Annotated in this window: 16 protein-coding genes and 1 riboswitch; of the genes, 14 read left to right on the top strand and 2 right to left on the bottom strand. The window is 38.8% G+C overall.

Features of this window, described 5'->3' with window-relative positions; translation table 11 throughout:
* Positions 1-63: 63 nt before the first annotated feature.
* The 5 genes from J7E67_RS10845 to J7E67_RS10825 all read left to right on the top strand — a co-directional run bounded on the left by J7E67_RS10845 (position 64) and on the right by J7E67_RS10825 (position 5,819).
* Positions 64-837 carry an electron transfer flavoprotein subunit beta/FixA family protein gene (locus J7E67_RS10845; protein ID WP_168245266.1) on the top strand — a complete coding sequence of 258 codons (774 nt, stop codon included), beginning with the start codon at positions 64-66 and terminating at the stop codon, positions 835-837.
* Between the two features lie 38 nt (positions 838-875).
* Complete coding sequence (locus J7E67_RS10840) at positions 876-1,853, top strand: electron transfer flavoprotein subunit alpha/FixB family protein (RefSeq protein ID WP_214731842.1); 978 nt, start codon at positions 876-878, stop codon at positions 1,851-1,853.
* Between the two features lie 156 nt (positions 1,854-2,009).
* Positions 2,010-2,324 carry a thioredoxin gene (gene trxA / locus J7E67_RS10835; RefSeq protein ID WP_088089186.1) on the top strand — a complete coding sequence of 105 codons (315 nt, stop codon included), beginning with the start codon at positions 2,010-2,012 and terminating at the stop codon, positions 2,322-2,324.
* 142 nt (positions 2,325-2,466) lie between these two features.
* Entirely contained in the window at positions 2,467-4,239 is a 1,773-nt protein-coding gene (uvrC, locus tag J7E67_RS10830) for an excinuclease ABC subunit UvrC (protein ID WP_214731840.1), read from the top strand.
* 70 nt (positions 4,240-4,309) lie between these two features.
* A riboswitch (Lysine riboswitch) is annotated at positions 4,310-4,487 on the top strand.
* Positions 4,488-4,601: 114 nt separating this feature from the next.
* A complete protein-coding gene (locus J7E67_RS10825; RefSeq protein ID WP_214731838.1) occupies positions 4,602-5,819 on the top strand; it encodes an aspartate kinase in 1,218 nt (405 codons plus the stop codon).
* Positions 5,820-5,867: 48 nt separating this feature from the next.
* On the opposite strand, the gene J7E67_RS10820 is transcribed toward J7E67_RS10825, so the two are convergent.
* Complete coding sequence (locus J7E67_RS10820) at positions 5,868-6,311, bottom strand: YslB family protein (protein WP_214731836.1); 444 nt, start codon at positions 6,309-6,311, stop codon at positions 5,868-5,870.
* Positions 6,312-6,751: 440 nt separating this feature from the next.
* On the opposite strand from J7E67_RS10820, the gene J7E67_RS10815 reads away from it, so the two are divergent.
* The 7 genes from J7E67_RS10815 (at position 6,752) to J7E67_RS10785 (ending at position 13,517) form a co-directional block, all read left to right on the top strand.
* Positions 6,752-7,360, top strand: coding sequence for a succinate dehydrogenase cytochrome b558 subunit (locus J7E67_RS10815; RefSeq protein ID WP_214731833.1), 609 nt, complete (start codon positions 6,752-6,754; stop codon positions 7,358-7,360).
* A gap of 57 nt (positions 7,361-7,417) precedes the next feature.
* Complete coding sequence (gene sdhA / locus J7E67_RS10810) at positions 7,418-9,166, top strand: succinate dehydrogenase flavoprotein subunit (protein WP_214731831.1); 1,749 nt, start codon at positions 7,418-7,420, stop codon at positions 9,164-9,166.
* Positions 9,167-9,181: 15 nt separating this feature from the next.
* Positions 9,182-9,943 (top strand): succinate dehydrogenase iron-sulfur subunit, encoded by a 762-nt coding sequence (sdhB, locus tag J7E67_RS10805; RefSeq protein WP_214731829.1) that lies wholly within the window; start codon positions 9,182-9,184, stop codon positions 9,941-9,943.
* Between the two features lie 174 nt (positions 9,944-10,117).
* Complete coding sequence (locus tag J7E67_RS10800) at positions 10,118-10,699, top strand: class D sortase (RefSeq protein ID WP_214731827.1); 582 nt, start codon at positions 10,118-10,120, stop codon at positions 10,697-10,699.
* Between the two features lie 141 nt (positions 10,700-10,840).
* On the top strand, positions 10,841-11,065 hold the full coding sequence (gerE, locus tag J7E67_RS10795) for a spore germination transcription factor GerE (RefSeq protein WP_026563391.1): 225 nt from the start codon (positions 10,841-10,843) through the stop codon (positions 11,063-11,065).
* A gap of 502 nt (positions 11,066-11,567) precedes the next feature.
* Positions 11,568-12,269, top strand: coding sequence for a Na-translocating system protein MpsC family protein (locus tag J7E67_RS10790; RefSeq protein WP_251026692.1), 702 nt, complete (start codon positions 11,568-11,570; stop codon positions 12,267-12,269).
* Between the two features lie 105 nt (positions 12,270-12,374).
* The gene (locus J7E67_RS10785) at positions 12,375-13,517 is read left to right on the top strand and encodes an ATP-binding protein (RefSeq protein WP_214731824.1); all 1,143 of its coding nucleotides are present in this window, start codon (positions 12,375-12,377) and stop codon (positions 13,515-13,517) included.
* An 81-nt stretch (positions 13,518-13,598) separates the two neighbouring features.
* Here the strand turns inward: J7E67_RS10785 and J7E67_RS10780 are convergent, their stop codons facing one another.
* On the bottom strand, positions 13,599-13,901 hold the full coding sequence (locus J7E67_RS10780; RefSeq protein ID WP_214731822.1) for a HesB/YadR/YfhF family protein: 303 nt from the start codon (positions 13,899-13,901) through the stop codon (positions 13,599-13,601).
* Positions 13,902-14,108: 207 nt separating this feature from the next.
* On the opposite strand from J7E67_RS10780, the gene J7E67_RS10775 reads away from it, so the two are divergent.
* Both J7E67_RS10775 and racE read left to right on the top strand, forming a co-directional pair.
* Complete coding sequence (locus tag J7E67_RS10775; protein WP_214731821.1) at positions 14,109-14,555, top strand: MarR family winged helix-turn-helix transcriptional regulator; 447 nt, start codon at positions 14,109-14,111, stop codon at positions 14,553-14,555.
* A 14-nt stretch (positions 14,556-14,569) separates the two neighbouring features.
* Complete coding sequence (gene racE, locus J7E67_RS10770) at positions 14,570-15,364, top strand: glutamate racemase (RefSeq protein ID WP_251026691.1); 795 nt, start codon at positions 14,570-14,572, stop codon at positions 15,362-15,364.
* The last annotated feature ends 182 nt before the right edge of the window (positions 15,365-15,546 follow it).

Here is a 15,546-nt window from a genome sequence, read left to right as displayed (position 1 = left end):
CTAGGAAATTTTCTTAATCTTTCAAACTGAGCGAATGCTCGAAATTTTATTAGGAGGGAAACCATGAATATTTATGTATTACTGAAAAGAACCTTTGATACTGAAGAAAAAATTACGATTAGCGGCGGAAAAATCAATGAGGACGGTGCTGAATTTATTATCAATCCTTATGACGAATATGCGATTGAAGAAGCCATCCAAGTTCGCGATGCTAAGGGCGGAGAAGTAACTGTCATTACTGTAGGTACGGAAGAGTCTGAAAAGCAATTACGTACAGCACTTGCGATGGGCGCTGACAAAGCGGTCCTTATTAATACAGAAGATGATGTGGAAAATGGGGATCAATTTACTACAGCAAAAATCCTTGCTGAATATTTAAAGGATAAAGATGCTGATTTAATCATTGGCGGAAATGTGGCGATTGACGGTGGTACAGGTCAGGTCGGACCACGTGTCGCGGAACTACTTAACATCCCTTACGTAACAACGATCACAAAGTTAGAAATCGACGGTACAAATGTAACCGTTACCAGAGACGTTGAAGGCGATTCCGAAGTTATAGAAACGAGCCTTCCTCTATTAGTAACTGCACAACAAGGTCTAAATGAGCCGCGCTATCCTTCATTACCTGGGATCATGAAGGCAAAGAAAAAGCCGCTTGAGGAATTAGAATTAGACGACCTTGATCTTGAAGAAGACGATGTGGAAGCAAAAACAAAAACAATCGAAATTTATTTGCCGCCTAAAAAAGAAGCAGGCAGAGTATTAGCCGGCGATTTGAATGATCAAGTAAAAGAACTGGTTCAGCTACTTCATACCGAAGCAAAAGTAATTTAATCGATTTTTTACAAATATGTTTTCAGGAGGTATATGGAATGTCAAGAAAAGTATTAGTATTAGGAGAAGTTCGTGACGGTTCATTACGTAATGTTTCTTTCGAAGCGATTGCAGCAGCAAAAACGGTTGCTGAAGGCGGAGAAGTGGTTGGTGTTTTAGTAGGTACTTCTGTAAGCGCTTTAGGTACGGAGTTGATCCACAACGGAGCAGACCGCGTAGTAGTTGTTGAAGATGAAAAATTAAATCTATATACTTCAGATGGATACGCTCAGGCGCTTTTAGCAGTGCTTGACCAGGAAAAACCAGAAGGGTTAGTGTTAGGTCATACCTCACTAGGCAAAGACCTATCTCCAAGAATTGCTGGAAAATTAGCATCAGGTTTAATATCAGATGCGACTGCTGTTGAGGTTGCAGGTGGAAATGTCGTGTTCACAAGACCCATCTATTCTGGGAAAGCATTTGAAAAGAAAATTGTAACGGATGGCTTAATTTTTGCAACGGTCCGTCCAAATAATATTGCGCCATTGGAAAAAGATGAAAGCAGAAGCGGCGAGGTTTCTACCCTTTCTGTAAACATCAAAGACTTACGTGCCATAATTAAAGAAGTCGTTAGAAAAGCAAGCGAAGGTGTAGACCTAAGTGAAGCAAAAGTGGTTATCTCAGGAGGACGCGGGGTTAAGAGTGCGGATGGTTTTGAACCGCTTAAAGAACTTGCGAATGTCCTTGGCGGAGCGGTAGGAGCTTCACGTGGTGCCTGTGATGCCGACTATTGCGATTACTCTTTACAAATTGGTCAAACTGGCAAGGTAGTGACACCAGACCTTTACATTGCTTGTGGTATTTCTGGAGCAATCCAGCACTTAGCCGGCATGTCTAACTCAAAAGTAATTGTGGCCATTAACAAAGATCCTGAGGCTAATATCTTCAAAGTAGCTGATTACGGAATCGTAGGCGACTTGTTTGAAGTGGTGCCATTACTAACAGAAGAGTTTAAAAAACTGAAAGTGCACTCATAATAAGAAGAGCGAGCGGAGGCTTCCGCTCGTTTTTTTAGGGGATACTTAGGTTAATAACAGGGTAAAATGATCGATGAAGCAATTTATTAGCTTGATTTTCCAAACGATGTTATACTTTCGGTAAGTAATTCAGTAATCATTAGGAGGGCAATATAAATGGCAATTTCACACTTAACAGATCAAAACTTTTCTGCTGAAACAGGTTCAGGCCTTGTTCTCGTAGATTTTTGGGCACCATGGTGCGGACCTTGTAAAATGATAGCTCCAGTTCTTGAAGAACTTGACTTAGAAATGGGCGAAAAAGTTAAAATCACTAAACTTGATGTGGATGATAACCCGCAAACTGCAGCAAATTTCGGTGTTATGAGCATTCCAACATTATTAGTAATGAAAAATGGCGAAGTGGTAGACAAAGTAGTCGGCTTCCAACCAAAAGATGCATTAGCAAGTGTTTTAGAAAAACACGTGTAAGTATAGAAAGACAAAACCTTAGCTGGAACCAATCCAGCTAAGGTTTTTCTTTTTTGCAAATGACTACCACTTTCATTTATGAGCCTTTTCCTTTAAAATTTTAACAGGCACTATATATAGAGACGGGAGTGGAGTGGCCGGAATGAATGAAATAATCAAGCAAAAACTGACGCTGCTGCCGGATCAACCTGGCTGCTACTTAATGAAAGACCGTCAGGGTACGATTATTTATGTGGGGAAGGCAAAAGTATTAAAGAATCGCGTACGTTCTTATTTCTCTGGGTCACACGATGGAAAGACGCTTAGACTAGTCAATGAGATTGAGGACTTTGAATATATTGTAACCTCTTCAAATATTGAAGCACTTCTACTTGAACTCAACCTAATAAAAAAATACGATCCGAAATACAATATCATGCTGAAGGATGATAAAACCTATCCATTTATTAAGCTGACAGCTGAAAAGCATCCGAAACTCATCATTACAAGAAAAGTAAAGAAGGACAAAGGTAAATACTTTGGTCCGTACCCAAATGCGACTGCTGCCAATGAAACCAAAAAGCTTCTTGACCGAATATATCCGCTGCGAAAATGCTCAACCCTGCCTGACCGAGTATGCTTGTACTACCATTTAGGGCAGTGCCTGGCACCATGTGTCAATGAAATTCAGGAACAACAGTATAAGCAAATGACGGATGAAATTACTCGCTTTTTGAATGGTGGTTATAAAGAAATAAAAAAAGAGCTTCAAGCAAAAATGTCAGCAGCTGCTGAAGAGTTGGACTTCGAACGAGCGAAAGAGTTCCGTGATAAAATCATCCATATCGAAACCATCATGGAAAAACAGAAAATTTCCATGAACGATTTTACGGACCGTGATGTATTTGGCTATGCCGTCGATAAAGGCTGGATGTGTGTGCAAGTTTTTTTTGTCCGCCAAGGGAAATTAATTGAGCGGGACGTCTCCATGTTCCCCTTCTATAATGAACCAGAGGAAGAAATACTAACTTTCCTCGGACAATTTTATTCGAAAGCTAATCACTTCAAGCCGAAGGAAATTCTGATTCAAGATGAAGTCGATTTAAGTTTGGCGGAACAACTACTTGAAGTAAAGGTGCTCCAGCCACAACGAGGGCAGAAAAAGGATATTGTCCAATTGGCGATCAAAAATGCAAAAATAGCCTTAAATGAAAAGTTTTCCTTGATCGAGAAGGATGAAGACCGCACCATTAAGGCTGTCGAGAACTTGGGAGAGTTACTGGGAATTTATACGCCGCACCGAATCGAAGCATTCGATAACTCCAACATCCAAGGAACAGACCCAGTATCAGCCATGGTCGTTTTCATTGATGGAAAGGCAAATCATCGGGAATACCGGAAATATAAGATCAAAACCGTTCAAGGACCTGATGATTATGAATCCATGCGTGAAGTGACAAGAAGAAGGTATTCACGCGCCTTAAAAGAAGAACTTCCCCTCCCAGATTTAATCATCATCGATGGTGGTAAAGGCCATGTTGAAGCCGTAAGAGATGTGTTGGAAAATGAGTTAGGACTGGATATTCCTCTCTCGGGACTCGTCAAAGATGATAAACACAAAACTTCCCAATTGCTGTACGGCAATCCTTTGGGAATTGTTCCATTAGGCCGAAACAGCCAGGAGTTTTATTTACTGCAAAGAATTCAAGACGAGGTCCATCGCTTTGCCATTACGTTTCATCGTCAGCTTCGTGGAAAAAGTGCCTTTCAATCCTTGCTCGACGATATTCCTGGAATCGGTGAGAAACGGAAAAAGCTATTGCTAAAACAATTTGGCTCTGTGAAAAAAATGAAAGAGGCTAGTATGGAGGAATTTACAAATATCGGAATTCCTATGAATGTAGCCGAAGAATTAATTAAAAAACTTCAATCCTAGTGATTGTAAGAAAAAATAGAACATGCTATAATAAGTGAAAATTTAATTTACTATCACTTTTACGTATTAAAGTGAAGGTAGAGGTGCGAGCTTCAAGAGTAATGGTTCTGAGAAGGATGAGCTTCTAAGACGGATCATGAAAGGGAATGTTCGCCGAAGTAAAGAAAGTCTCATTTCTTTCTTTGCTGGTCCTGTATTGAATAAATGCCGGATTGTCAGGACGAATGTCTTGGAGAGCTATCTTACATTGTAGGTGCGAGAATATTTTTTCGTGTTCTAAAGCAATGAGATGCCCTTCTCATTGCTTTTTTTGTTTTTTGGGGGATAAATAAGGTATTCACTTGAAAGAAGGAGAAACAAATATGGGGATTATTGTGCAAAAATTCGGAGGCACCTCCGTTGCGAATGTAGAAAGAATACTAAATGTTGCATCCTGTGTAAAAGAGGAGACAGACCGTGGCAATAATGTAGTCGTTGTTGTTTCTGCGATGGGAAAATCAACGGATACATTGGTCGGATTAGCAAAAGAAATTTCCGCACAGCCAAATAAGCGGGAAATGGACATGTTGTTATCAACAGGAGAACAGGTAACCATTGCGTTATTGTCAATGGCTTTAAATCAGCAAGGGCTTTACGCCGTTTCTTTTACAGGCTGGCAGGCAGGAATCATCACAGAACCTGTCCATGGAAATGCCCGCATTTCGAATATTAAAACGTCTGCAATTGAAACGGAACTCGCAACGGGTAAGGTTGTCATTGTGGCAGGATTCCAAGGAATCACGGAAGAAGGCGCAATTACGACGCTCGGTCGTGGTGGTTCTGACACAACAGCTGTGGCATTAGCGGCAGCCTTAAAGGCAGATAAATGCGATATTTATACCGATGTTACTGGGGTTTTCACCACGGATCCAAGATATATCAAGAATGCTCGCAAATTATTATCTGTATCGTACGATGAAATGCTAGAGTTAGCTAATTTAGGTGCTGGCGTGCTCCATCCAAGAGCAGTAGAATTTGCTAAAAACTATCAGGTTCGGCTTGAGGTTCGCTCGAGCATGGAGAGAGTAGAAGGAACAGTTATTGAGGAGGAAGCAGCAATGGAACAAAACTTAGTAGTCCGCGGTGTCGCATTTGAAGACGAAATTACAAAAGTAACAGTATTAGGATTGGCGAATTCATTAACTAGTCTTTCTACCATCTTTTCAACACTAGCGGAAAATCACCTGAATGTTGACATTATTATTCAAAGTACTACAGAGGGCGATACGGCTAATTTGTCTTTCTCTATCCATACTAATGATTTATTAGAAACATTAAAGGTATTAGAAGACAATAAAGCAGTGCTTGCTTATGAGCAGATTGATGCGGAAAATAAATTAGCGAAGGTGTCAATTGTTGGCTCAGGAATGATTTCTAATCCTGGCGTAGCAGCAAAAATGTTTGAGGTACTCGCTGCAAACAACATCCAAATTAAAATGGTCAGCACATCCGAAATCAAAGTATCAGCAGTAGTAGAAGAAAAAAGTATGTTAAAAGCAGTAGAAGTCTTACACGAAGCCTTCGAACTGGCAAACAAATAAAAAAATGGTGTCAGGCACCAAGCGGTGCCTGACACCCTATTCTCACGTTTAGTTCTTTTCCCATTTAACAGTGAAAAGGACTTTATTTGATTTCTTTACAGGATGTTCAAAGGTTTCTGCATTGGCTTCTTTTTGTAGTTCAATTTGTTGGGCAAGGAAGCCGGCTTCGAGTTGGAAAAAGTGCTCAGCTTTTGATTTCACACGCGGGACAATAACAGGACTCATTAGTTCAAATTGGATCTCAGTTTTATTTTCTTTTTTAATTTCAAGTTGGCCCCAAGAGGCTTTGGTGAAAAAATCCATAATCTGAGCAATATCAGTTAGTGGAAATTTACGTGCGAGACGTTTTCCGGCCCAATATAAAATTTCAGGTGTATCTTTTCCTAAAATCTCAGGTAAAAGAATTTCTCTGATTAATTCATACCCGAATAGAGATATGGATTTTGGTTCATCGGTATCTATATTCTCAACAACAACTGTACTATCGTTCACAAGCTTCCCCTCTTTCTATCATTCTATTATATACGCTTTTTGTTAGGTGTCAGTACAGTTTTTTTAGATAAAACGAATCAAATTACATTAGTTTTTTTGTTATTTTGCAATATCTTGCCTTGTTTTCCATGATAATTATAATTCCCGATATGGTAAAAATAACAACCGTTATATCTTGGTAATTAATTGTAATTATCTATTTATTTTAATATAGATCCAAATTATTGGTGAAAATAATCAATCTATTATAATTTCAATATATTTTAAAAATTTTATTATTTATGATAGAATTGTGTATCCGTTTTCTTGACGCTCTAACATGATGGGAGTAAAATGGACATGTCACATTATTGTCACACTGATGTTAGGTTTCATATAAGGGGATTTCAATGCTAGAAACTGAACATCATTTTTTTTAAACATTATAGGGGGGTAAATTTATGGCAGGTAATCGAGAGTTTGTTTATCGGAGATTGCATTCGTTGCTAGGGGTTATTCCAATCGGGATCTTTGTAATCCAGCATCTGATTGTGAACCACTATGCGACAGTTGGGGTAGAATCCTTCAACAAAGCTGCGAATTTTATGGGAAATCTTCCTTTTCGCTATGTGTTAGAAACTGTAATTATTTATTTACCAATTTTATTCCATGCAATCTACGGGCTGTATATTGCTTTTACAGCCAAAAACAATGCAAGCCAATATGGATTCTTTAGAAATTGGATGTTTATGCTTCAACGTGTGTCTGGTGTGATTACACTTATTTTTATCACATGGCATGTATGGGAAACTCGGGTAGCAGCGGCGTTTGGAAATGAAGTTAACTTTCAAATGATGCAAGATATTCTTTCCTCACCGTTTATGTTTGCGTTTTATGTCATTGGGATTATTTCAGCAATTTTCCACTTTGCAAACGGATTGTGGTCATTCTTAGTTAGCTGGGGCATCACAGTATCTCCACGTTCTCAAGTTATTTCTACATACGTGACAATCGTTATTTTCTTAGCTCTATCCTATGTTGGAGTAACGACTTTATTAGCTTTTGTATAACAAATTCATGATTGATCGGAAAAATATTGGATTTTGGATTAAGGGAGTGAGTCACGAATGAGTAAAGGTAAGGTAATTATTGTCGGCGGCGGTTTAGCTGGCTTAATGGCAACGATAAAGGTTGCAGAAACAGGAACACCTGTAGAGTTATTTTCTCTTGTTCCAGTTAAACGCTCTCACTCGGTTTGTGCCCAAGGTGGTATTAATGGAGCAGTAAATACCAAAGGTGAAGGCGATTCAACATGGATTCACTTTGATGACACCGTTTATGGCGGAGACTTCTTGGCTAACCAGCCGCCAGTAAAGGCGATGTGTGATGCAGCACCAGGTATTATTCACTTAATGGACCGTATGGGCGTTATGTTTAACCGTACACCAGAAGGACTATTGGACTTCCGCCGTTTCGGGGGAACACAGTATCACCGGACAGCATTTGCAGGCGCAACGACTGGTCAACAGTTGCTTTATGCTTTAGACGAACAAGTTCGTCGCGAAGAAGTAGCTGGTCTGGTTACGAAATACGAAGGCTGGGAATTCCTGGGCGCTGTCGTTGATGACGATGGTGTGTGCCGTGGAATTGTGGCTCAAAATTTAAAAACAATGGAAATTAAGTCATTCTCAGGAGATGCCGTCATCATGGCAACCGGCGGCCCTGGTATTATCTTTGGAAAATCTACAAACTCAGTTATTAATACAGGTTCAGCAGCATCGATTGTGTATCAGCAAGGTGCTTATTATGCTAACGGTGAAATGATCCAAATCCATCCAACGGCCATTCCTGGTGACGATAAGCTTCGCCTCATGAGTGAATCGGCTCGTGGTGAAGGTGGCCGTATCTGGACATATAAAGATGGAAAACCATGGTATTTCTTAGAGGAGAAATATCCTGCTTACGGAAACCTGGTACCACGTGATATCGCCACTCGCGAAATTTTTGACGTTTGTGTTAATCAAAAACTCGGAGTCAATGGCGAAAACATGGTATACCTCGATCTTTCTCATAAGGATCCACATGAATTAGATATTAAACTTGGCGGGATTATTGAAATTTATGAAAAATTCATGGGTGATGATCCTCGTAAAGTTCCAATGAAAATCTTCCCTGCTGTTCACTATTCAATGGGTGGACTTTGGGTTGATTATGACCAAATGACAAGCATCCCTGGTCTATTTGCAGCGGGTGAATGTGATTATTCTCAGCATGGTGCGAACCGTTTAGGTGCCAATTCCTTGCTTTCAGCCATTTATGGCGGAATGGTTGTAGGACCAAACGTAGTTAAATATATCAAAGGCTTGGAGAAGAGTTCCGATGCAGTTTCTTCTAGCGTATTTGACCGACATGTTAAAGAACAAGAGGATAAGTGGAATTCAATTATGTCCCTAAATGGAAATGAAAATGCTTATGTTCTTCATAAAGAGCTTGGGGAATGGATGACAGATAATGTAACGGTTGTTCGTCATAACGACAGGCTATTAAAGACAGATGAGAAAATTCAGGAACTTCTAGAACGTTACCAAAACATCAATATTAATGATACATCCAAATGGAGCAACCAAGGGGCAGCCTTTACTCGTCAACTTCAAAACATGCTGCAATTGGCACGTGTTATTACAATTGGTGCATACAACCGGAATGAGAGCCGTGGTGCTCATTATAAGCCTGACTTCCCTACACGTAATGATGAGGAATTCTTAAAAACAACAATGGCGAAATTTGTTGACAGTTCATCAGCACCGGCTTTCCATTATGAAGATGTTGATGTTTCATTGATCAAGCCACGCGAACGCAATTACGCAAAAAGTTAAGGGGGAGTAGGAAGAATGTCTGAAACAAAAATGGTTAAATTTATTATTTCACGTCAGGATAACGAAAATACTACTCCTTACGAGGAGGAATTTGAGGTTCCTTACCGTCCGAATATGAATGTCATCTCGGCGTTAATGGAAATCCGTAAGAACCCATTAAATTCAAAAGGTCAAGACTCTAGCCCCGTTACCTGGGATATGAACTGTCTTGAAGAAGTATGCGGTGCATGTTCCATGGTCATCAACGGGAAGCCTCGTCAAGCTTGTTCAGCACTTGTCGACCAATTGGAGCAGCCGATTCGATTAGCTCCGATGAAAACTTTCCCTGTAGTTCGTGACTTGCAGGTTGACCGGAGTAGAATGTTTGATGCCTTAAAGAAAGTGAAAGCATGGATCCCAATCGATGGTACCTATGATTTGGGCCCAGGACCACGTATGCCTGAGACAAAGCGTCAATGGGCTTATGAGCTTTCAAAATGTATGACATGTGGTGTTTGCCTTGAGGCATGCCCGAACGTAAACAGCAAATCAAACTTTATTGGGGCACAGCCGCTTTCTCAGGTTCGTCTTTTCAATGCCCATCCAACTGGTGCAATGAATAAGGCAGAAAGACTTGAAGCGATTATGGGCGACGGCGGACTTGCAAACTGTGGGAACTCACAGAACTGTGTTCAATCTTGTCCGAAAGGTATTCCGTTGACTACCTCGATTGCTGCTTTAAATCGTGATACAACCATTCAAGCCTTCAGAAGCTTCTTTGGTAGTGACCACGCATAGAATTGCGGAAGACTTTTCGTTTAATTTAATTATGATTCAAAAAACCTTCTTTTCTATCATCGAAAAGAAGGTTTTTTGTCGTCTATGGGCTATAATTGCAATGGTTCTTTCAGTAGTGATTTGTTATACTCTTATTAATAACGTTAGTTCGTTGAAAAAGGAAGGTACATACAGGTGAAATCTAAATTTCCGCTATTAATTATTCTTACAGGACTAATTCTAGTAGGTATTGGGCTCTGGCAATTTATAGATGTGAAAACGCAAACACATGCTTCACTCAAGCAGGCTAAGGAACTAATTGCAGACCAGCCTGACGATGCCCCTAAAAAGAGGGAAGTAAACAGCAAGCCGCCAGAAATGGGGGAGACAGTCGGTCTTTTAGCCATTCCAAAAATCAAAGCAGAGTTAGCAATCATCGAAGGAACCGACCCCGACGATCTCGAAAAAGGTGTCGGCCATTATAAAGGAGCCTATTACCCTGGTGATCAAAGACAAATTGTTCTTTCAGGACATCGAGACACCGTGTTTCGTAAATTAGGGGAACTTGAGATTGGCGATTCACTGAAGATGGAAATGCCGTATGGATCCTATACTTATGAAATAATTGATACCAAAATTGTTAAGTCTGATGATACGAGCATTATTACGCTCCAACATAATAAAGAGGAATTAATCTTAACAACCTGTTACCCGTTTAGTTATATAGGAAATGCCCCAAAACGATACATTATTTATGCAAAGCCCAAAAACTCCTAATCACTAGGAGTTTTTTTTATAAAAACGAATCATCTGTTTGTAAATATAGTCACTACATTCGTACTGTTCACATAAGATATGTTGACTAAATATATACCCACCCCGTGTTCATACTGGCGAAGGCAAGGAGGGTTACAGTACTTGAAGGAGAATGTTTATAATCACAAGCCGTTACTCACCAAACGAGAAAGAGAAGTATTCGAGTTATTAGTACAAGACAAAACAACGAAAGAAATCGCTGGTGAATTATTTATAAGCGAAAAAACGGTTCGGAATCACATTTCAAATGCCATGCAAAAGCTTGGTGTAAAGGGGCGTTCACAAGCAGTTGTAGAGCTCCTTCGAATGGGAGAGCTAGAACTTTAATTATGACCGGCATCCTTTTGGGGAGGCCGGTTTAATTTTGAATAGATAGCCATAAAAAAGGTAAGCAAACGAAATGCTTACCCTTTTGTCTACAATGCAGATCAGCGATACTTGAAAAATACTTTTATGCTTACTTGAAAGCAGGCATTCTAAACCACCATTTTAGCCGAAAAGTGGTATGACTAAATAAGAATGCTGCTCTAATCCCCATAATAATTAAGGTTGAGAATAAGCTAAAGAGAATATTCAAAGCATATCCCTCCACATTGAAGATTCGTGTTAAAAAGTAACACTAAGATTATTGTTAATCTAGGAAATAATTTTATTCGGGATGTGTGTGATAACAACTACAAATTCAGTGCGAAATTTTCAACGAAAAGTAAATTTGTTACAAAAATTGCGAATAAATCTTCATAAATAAATTGATAATCTAGTTATAGACATTTAAAATAAACCTAGGATAAAAGAAATAATGCTTTTATCTCATAAAAGGATGTTTTTCTTGGAATACAAACAAGTGCAAACAGAACTGGCGGGGTATATTGGGAGAACACTTCGTGAAAACTTCGGGAAAGGTCCCGAATCTGTTTATGTTTCCTATAATCACACGATACTGACTGTTTATTTACGGAACTTTATTTCGCCTTCTGAAAGTGTTTTGTTAGGGCAGCAACAAGAAGCAATGATCCAAACAACAAGAGATTTGTTGATGCAAAAATTAATCCCTGAGTTTAAAGCCTATATTAAAATTCTGACAAGTATGGAAGTTAATGAGTTTTATTATGATTGGGGTTTACATAATAAAAGTGGATTATTTGTTTGTATTGGCTCTACCTCGACCGAAATCGAAATTAATAATGAAAAAACCTGTAATTATCATGGTCAAGAATCTCTTCACCAAGAAATTAATAGAATAAGCCTTCAAGCGGAAAAAACGCCTGAAGAGGTCGTTTCCTATTTATTAAATGAAAGAACGCTGGTAGTTATTCGAAATGGAATTCTTGTGCCAATTGAGAAGGAGTTAATTCGTTTAGGGAACTTTGAGATATTAAGGATTGCGAAACGGAATCTAGAGAAGCGATTATTACATAATAGCGGTAATTTTGAATCCATTCTACAAACGAAGGTGAATGATATATTTGTGGATTGGGATTTTTATCGCGATAAAAGTGTAATCGTACTAATATTATCACCAACTGCATAAAGGCGGAAGTGAACTAGACAATTTCAATTGAGCTAGACATAAGCCAAGATGGGATGACTCCTATCTTGGCTTTTATTTTATGGGGGAAGGAATAGATAAAAAGAGATGGGCAGTTCAATAAAAGCAGCTTATAATGGATCAATTAAAACGAATATAGAAGAAGAATTAGAAAAACGTGAAGAATCCTATCGGGATTTAATTGACAATTCACCTGACGCCGTAATCATTGCCTGTGAAGATGACATTCTTTTTATAAATGAAACGGGTGCAAGGTTATTTGGAGCATCAAACAAAGAAGAAATTCAACAAAAGAAAATAGTCGATCTCATCCATCCTGATTATCATGGGCGTATTAAAGAACGGGTGGAAATAGTTACGCGTGGGGATGCAACAGACTTTTTTGAATATAAATTGATCAGGTTGGATGGCACTGTGTTTGAGGCGGAAGTAAAAGGAATTCCCACGATATTTCAAAATAAACCAGCAAGGCATGTAATTATCAGGGATGTAACTGATCGAAAAAAAACACTAGAACTATTACTAAATGCTGAGAAATTAAATGTAGCTGGCCAACTGGCAGCAGGGATTGCCCATGAAGTACGAAATCCTCTCACTGCGATTAAAGGGTTTCTTCAATTAATAGAAACAAAGCTAAATGACCATAAATCTTACTTTGATATTATCCAATCGGAAATTGATAGAATAGAACTCATTCTCAGTGAGTTATTGATACTCGCAAAACCACAAGATCTAAAGTTTGAGCCTGTGCTTTTACAAGCATTGATTGAAGATGTGAAAACGCTGATTGATACCCAGGCAATTATGAATAATGTGCAGATTGAATTTGTTAATGATTGTGGAAATTTAATCATCAACGGCGATAAAAATCAACTAAAACAAGTGGTTATAAATTTTTTGAAAAATGCGATCGAAGCGATGCCGAATGGCGGGGTGATCACTATTGAGCTGAAGAAGCACGGTTTTAATCAAGTAAAGATGCTAATTAAGGATACAGGAAGTGGAATGCCGCAACATGTATTAAAACGAGTCGGGGAACCATTTTTTACAACAAAAGAGAGCGGCACTGGATTAGGAATTATGAATTCCAAACAAATTGTTGAAAATCACCATGGGACCGTTCATTTTTGGAGCGATGAAAAAGGAACGCTAATCGAAGTGATACTGCCAATTAATGGAGATAAGATTGAAAGGTCTAAACAGAGGGGGAGGGGTTTTTCGAAAAAATGATAAATAAAATAGGCAGGAGTTTTAATAAAGACTAAAATAGGAGGGTTGAGAACAACCTTCCTATTTTTATTGAGTATTCTATTATTCCGCTGACTTGGTATAACTATATTCTAATTCATCTGTTTTTTCATTGTAATTTACCTGTAAATCATGTCCATTAAAAAACCACAAGTCCCTTTCTTCAACATAAAACCACATGCCCTCTGATTCGAATTTAGTTATCATATCGATTGGCTCGTTATCTACTGTGAAACCGAGCGAAAAACCTTCTTGCACAGGGCTGTTTCCATAAACCTTTGGATAAAACTTCACCTTATCTCCTGTTTTTAACTCTACTTCGTCTTTAAACCACTTTAGTGCTGTCTTGCTGATTACAATTTCCATTCTTATCTCACCTTTGGTTGATTATTCTAATTTCCATTTTATTATACTCCAAAGAGTCTCAAACTAATATTTCTAATAGTTTCAACTTGAATTTTTAGCGAAAAAAGTAGAAAATAAGGTAAGTATTTAGATATTTAATTTTTGAACAATATGTTTAAATAGATATGGTCTTGAGGAGAAGAGAAGCTTTTATAGGAGTGTTATGAGATGAAACACGAAAATCAAGAAGCAAATGGTGACATTGTTGCCAATATTGAGAAGGATTTACGCTACATCTCTGGGATCATCAAGCAAAAAGGAAGAGAAATGCTAAGTAATTATACGATTACTCCACCGCAATTCATTGCATTGCAATGGCTCTTTGAAGATGGTGATATGACAATCGGGGAGCTCTCTAATAAGATGTATTTGGCATGCAGTACGACGACAGATCTTGTTGATCGAATGGAGAAAAATTTACTCGTAGAACGGGTAAAAAATCCAAACGATCGTCGTGTTGTCAGAATCCATCTACTTGAAGAGGGCAAGCGAATCATTGATGAAGTGATTAAAAAGCGTCAAGTCTATTTAGAAGAAGTGTTGGTCGATTTCTCATCTGAAGAAATTCAACTTCTTCAAAAAAGTTTAACGAAATTGCATCAGGAAATGCGTTAAAAGAGGCGATAAGTTTGAAACAAGCAATTGGTGTTATTGATTCCGGCGTTGGCGGATTAACTGTTGCCAAAGAGGTAATCAGACAGCTTCCAAATGAGAAAATCATCTATTTGGGGGATACCGCACGTTGCCCATATGGTCCGAGAACAACAAAGGAAGTAAAGAGGTTCACTTGGGAAATGACCTCTTTTTTATTAGAAAAGAAGATTAAGATGCTCGTTATTGCCTGCAATACGGCAACAGCAGCGGCACTAGACGAGATTCGTAAGGAATTGTCCATCCCAGTCTTAGGGGTAATTAATCCTGGAGCACGGGCGGCAATCAAAAAGACAAAAAACTACCGTGTCGGAATTATCGGCACAGAGGGTACAGTAAAAAGTGGTGCTTATGAAAGAGCCTTGAAATCATTAAATAGCCGGCTTTTTGTCAAAGCGCATGCTTGTCCAAAATTTGTCCCTCTTGTAGAGAGTGATGAATTTGGTGGGCCGATTGCGAAAAGAATTGTCGACGAGGCCTTAAAGCCGATGCAGAATCAGAACCTGGATACCCTTATTTTAGGCTGCACCCATTACCCATTGCTTGAGCCCGTCATAAAAAATGTCATGGGTGAGTCTGTAAGCGTAATTAGCTCTGGTGATGAGACCGCTCGAGAAATAAGTGCAATCCTCCAATATAATGGGTTACTTGATTCGTGTGAAGAAGAACCAGAGCATGAATTTTACACAACCGGTTCAAGGCGGATATTTTCAAAAATCGCCTCACAATGGCTGGGGAATCCAATTAACAATGTGCAAAAGATCAAGCTATAAGTCGAGCCTTCTTTAAATAAGAGGCTCGTTTTTATTTTGCTGAAAAAACGATAATGTCCACCGCTCGTAGACATTTGTACACGAGTGGTGCCTGACACCATTGTTACTATTTTTACTATTTATATTATTTTTTAAAATATTGTTCTATTTTTCTTGTGTAAGTCGGTCTAATTTCTCTCTAG

This window comes from Bacillus sp. ISL-46, from assembly GCF_018613205.1.
The sequence above is the reverse complement of the archived record's forward strand: the minus strand, read 5'-3'. Positions and strand labels throughout refer to the sequence as shown.

Bases quoted from the DNA above. Each gene is read 5' to 3' on its own strand.
- J7E67_RS10775 (WP_214731821.1), top strand. From the start codon at position 14,109: ATGAAACACGAAAATCAAGAAGCAAATGGTGACATTGTTGCCAATATT.
- J7E67_RS10840 (WP_214731842.1), top strand. From the start codon at position 876: ATGTCAAGAAAAGTATTAGTATTAGGAGAAGTTCGTGACGGTTCATTA.
- J7E67_RS10780 (WP_214731822.1), bottom strand. From the start codon at position 13,901: ATGGAAATTGTAATCAGCAAGACAGCACTAAAGTGGTTTAAAGACGAA.
- trxA (WP_088089186.1), top strand. From the start codon at position 2,010: ATGGCAATTTCACACTTAACAGATCAAAACTTTTCTGCTGAAACAGGT.
- J7E67_RS10825 (WP_214731838.1), top strand. From the start codon at position 4,602: ATGGGGATTATTGTGCAAAAATTCGGAGGCACCTCCGTTGCGAATGTA.
- J7E67_RS10815 (WP_214731833.1), top strand. From the start codon at position 6,752: ATGGCAGGTAATCGAGAGTTTGTTTATCGGAGATTGCATTCGTTGCTA.
- J7E67_RS10785 (WP_214731824.1), top strand. From the start codon at position 12,375: ATGGGCAGTTCAATAAAAGCAGCTTATAATGGATCAATTAAAACGAAT.
- sdhB (WP_214731829.1), top strand. From the start codon at position 9,182: ATGTCTGAAACAAAAATGGTTAAATTTATTATTTCACGTCAGGATAAC.
- sdhA (WP_214731831.1), top strand. From the start codon at position 7,418: ATGAGTAAAGGTAAGGTAATTATTGTCGGCGGCGGTTTAGCTGGCTTA.
- J7E67_RS10845 (WP_168245266.1), top strand. From the start codon at position 64: ATGAATATTTATGTATTACTGAAAAGAACCTTTGATACTGAAGAAAAA.
- uvrC (WP_214731840.1), top strand. From the start codon at position 2,467: ATGAATGAAATAATCAAGCAAAAACTGACGCTGCTGCCGGATCAACCT.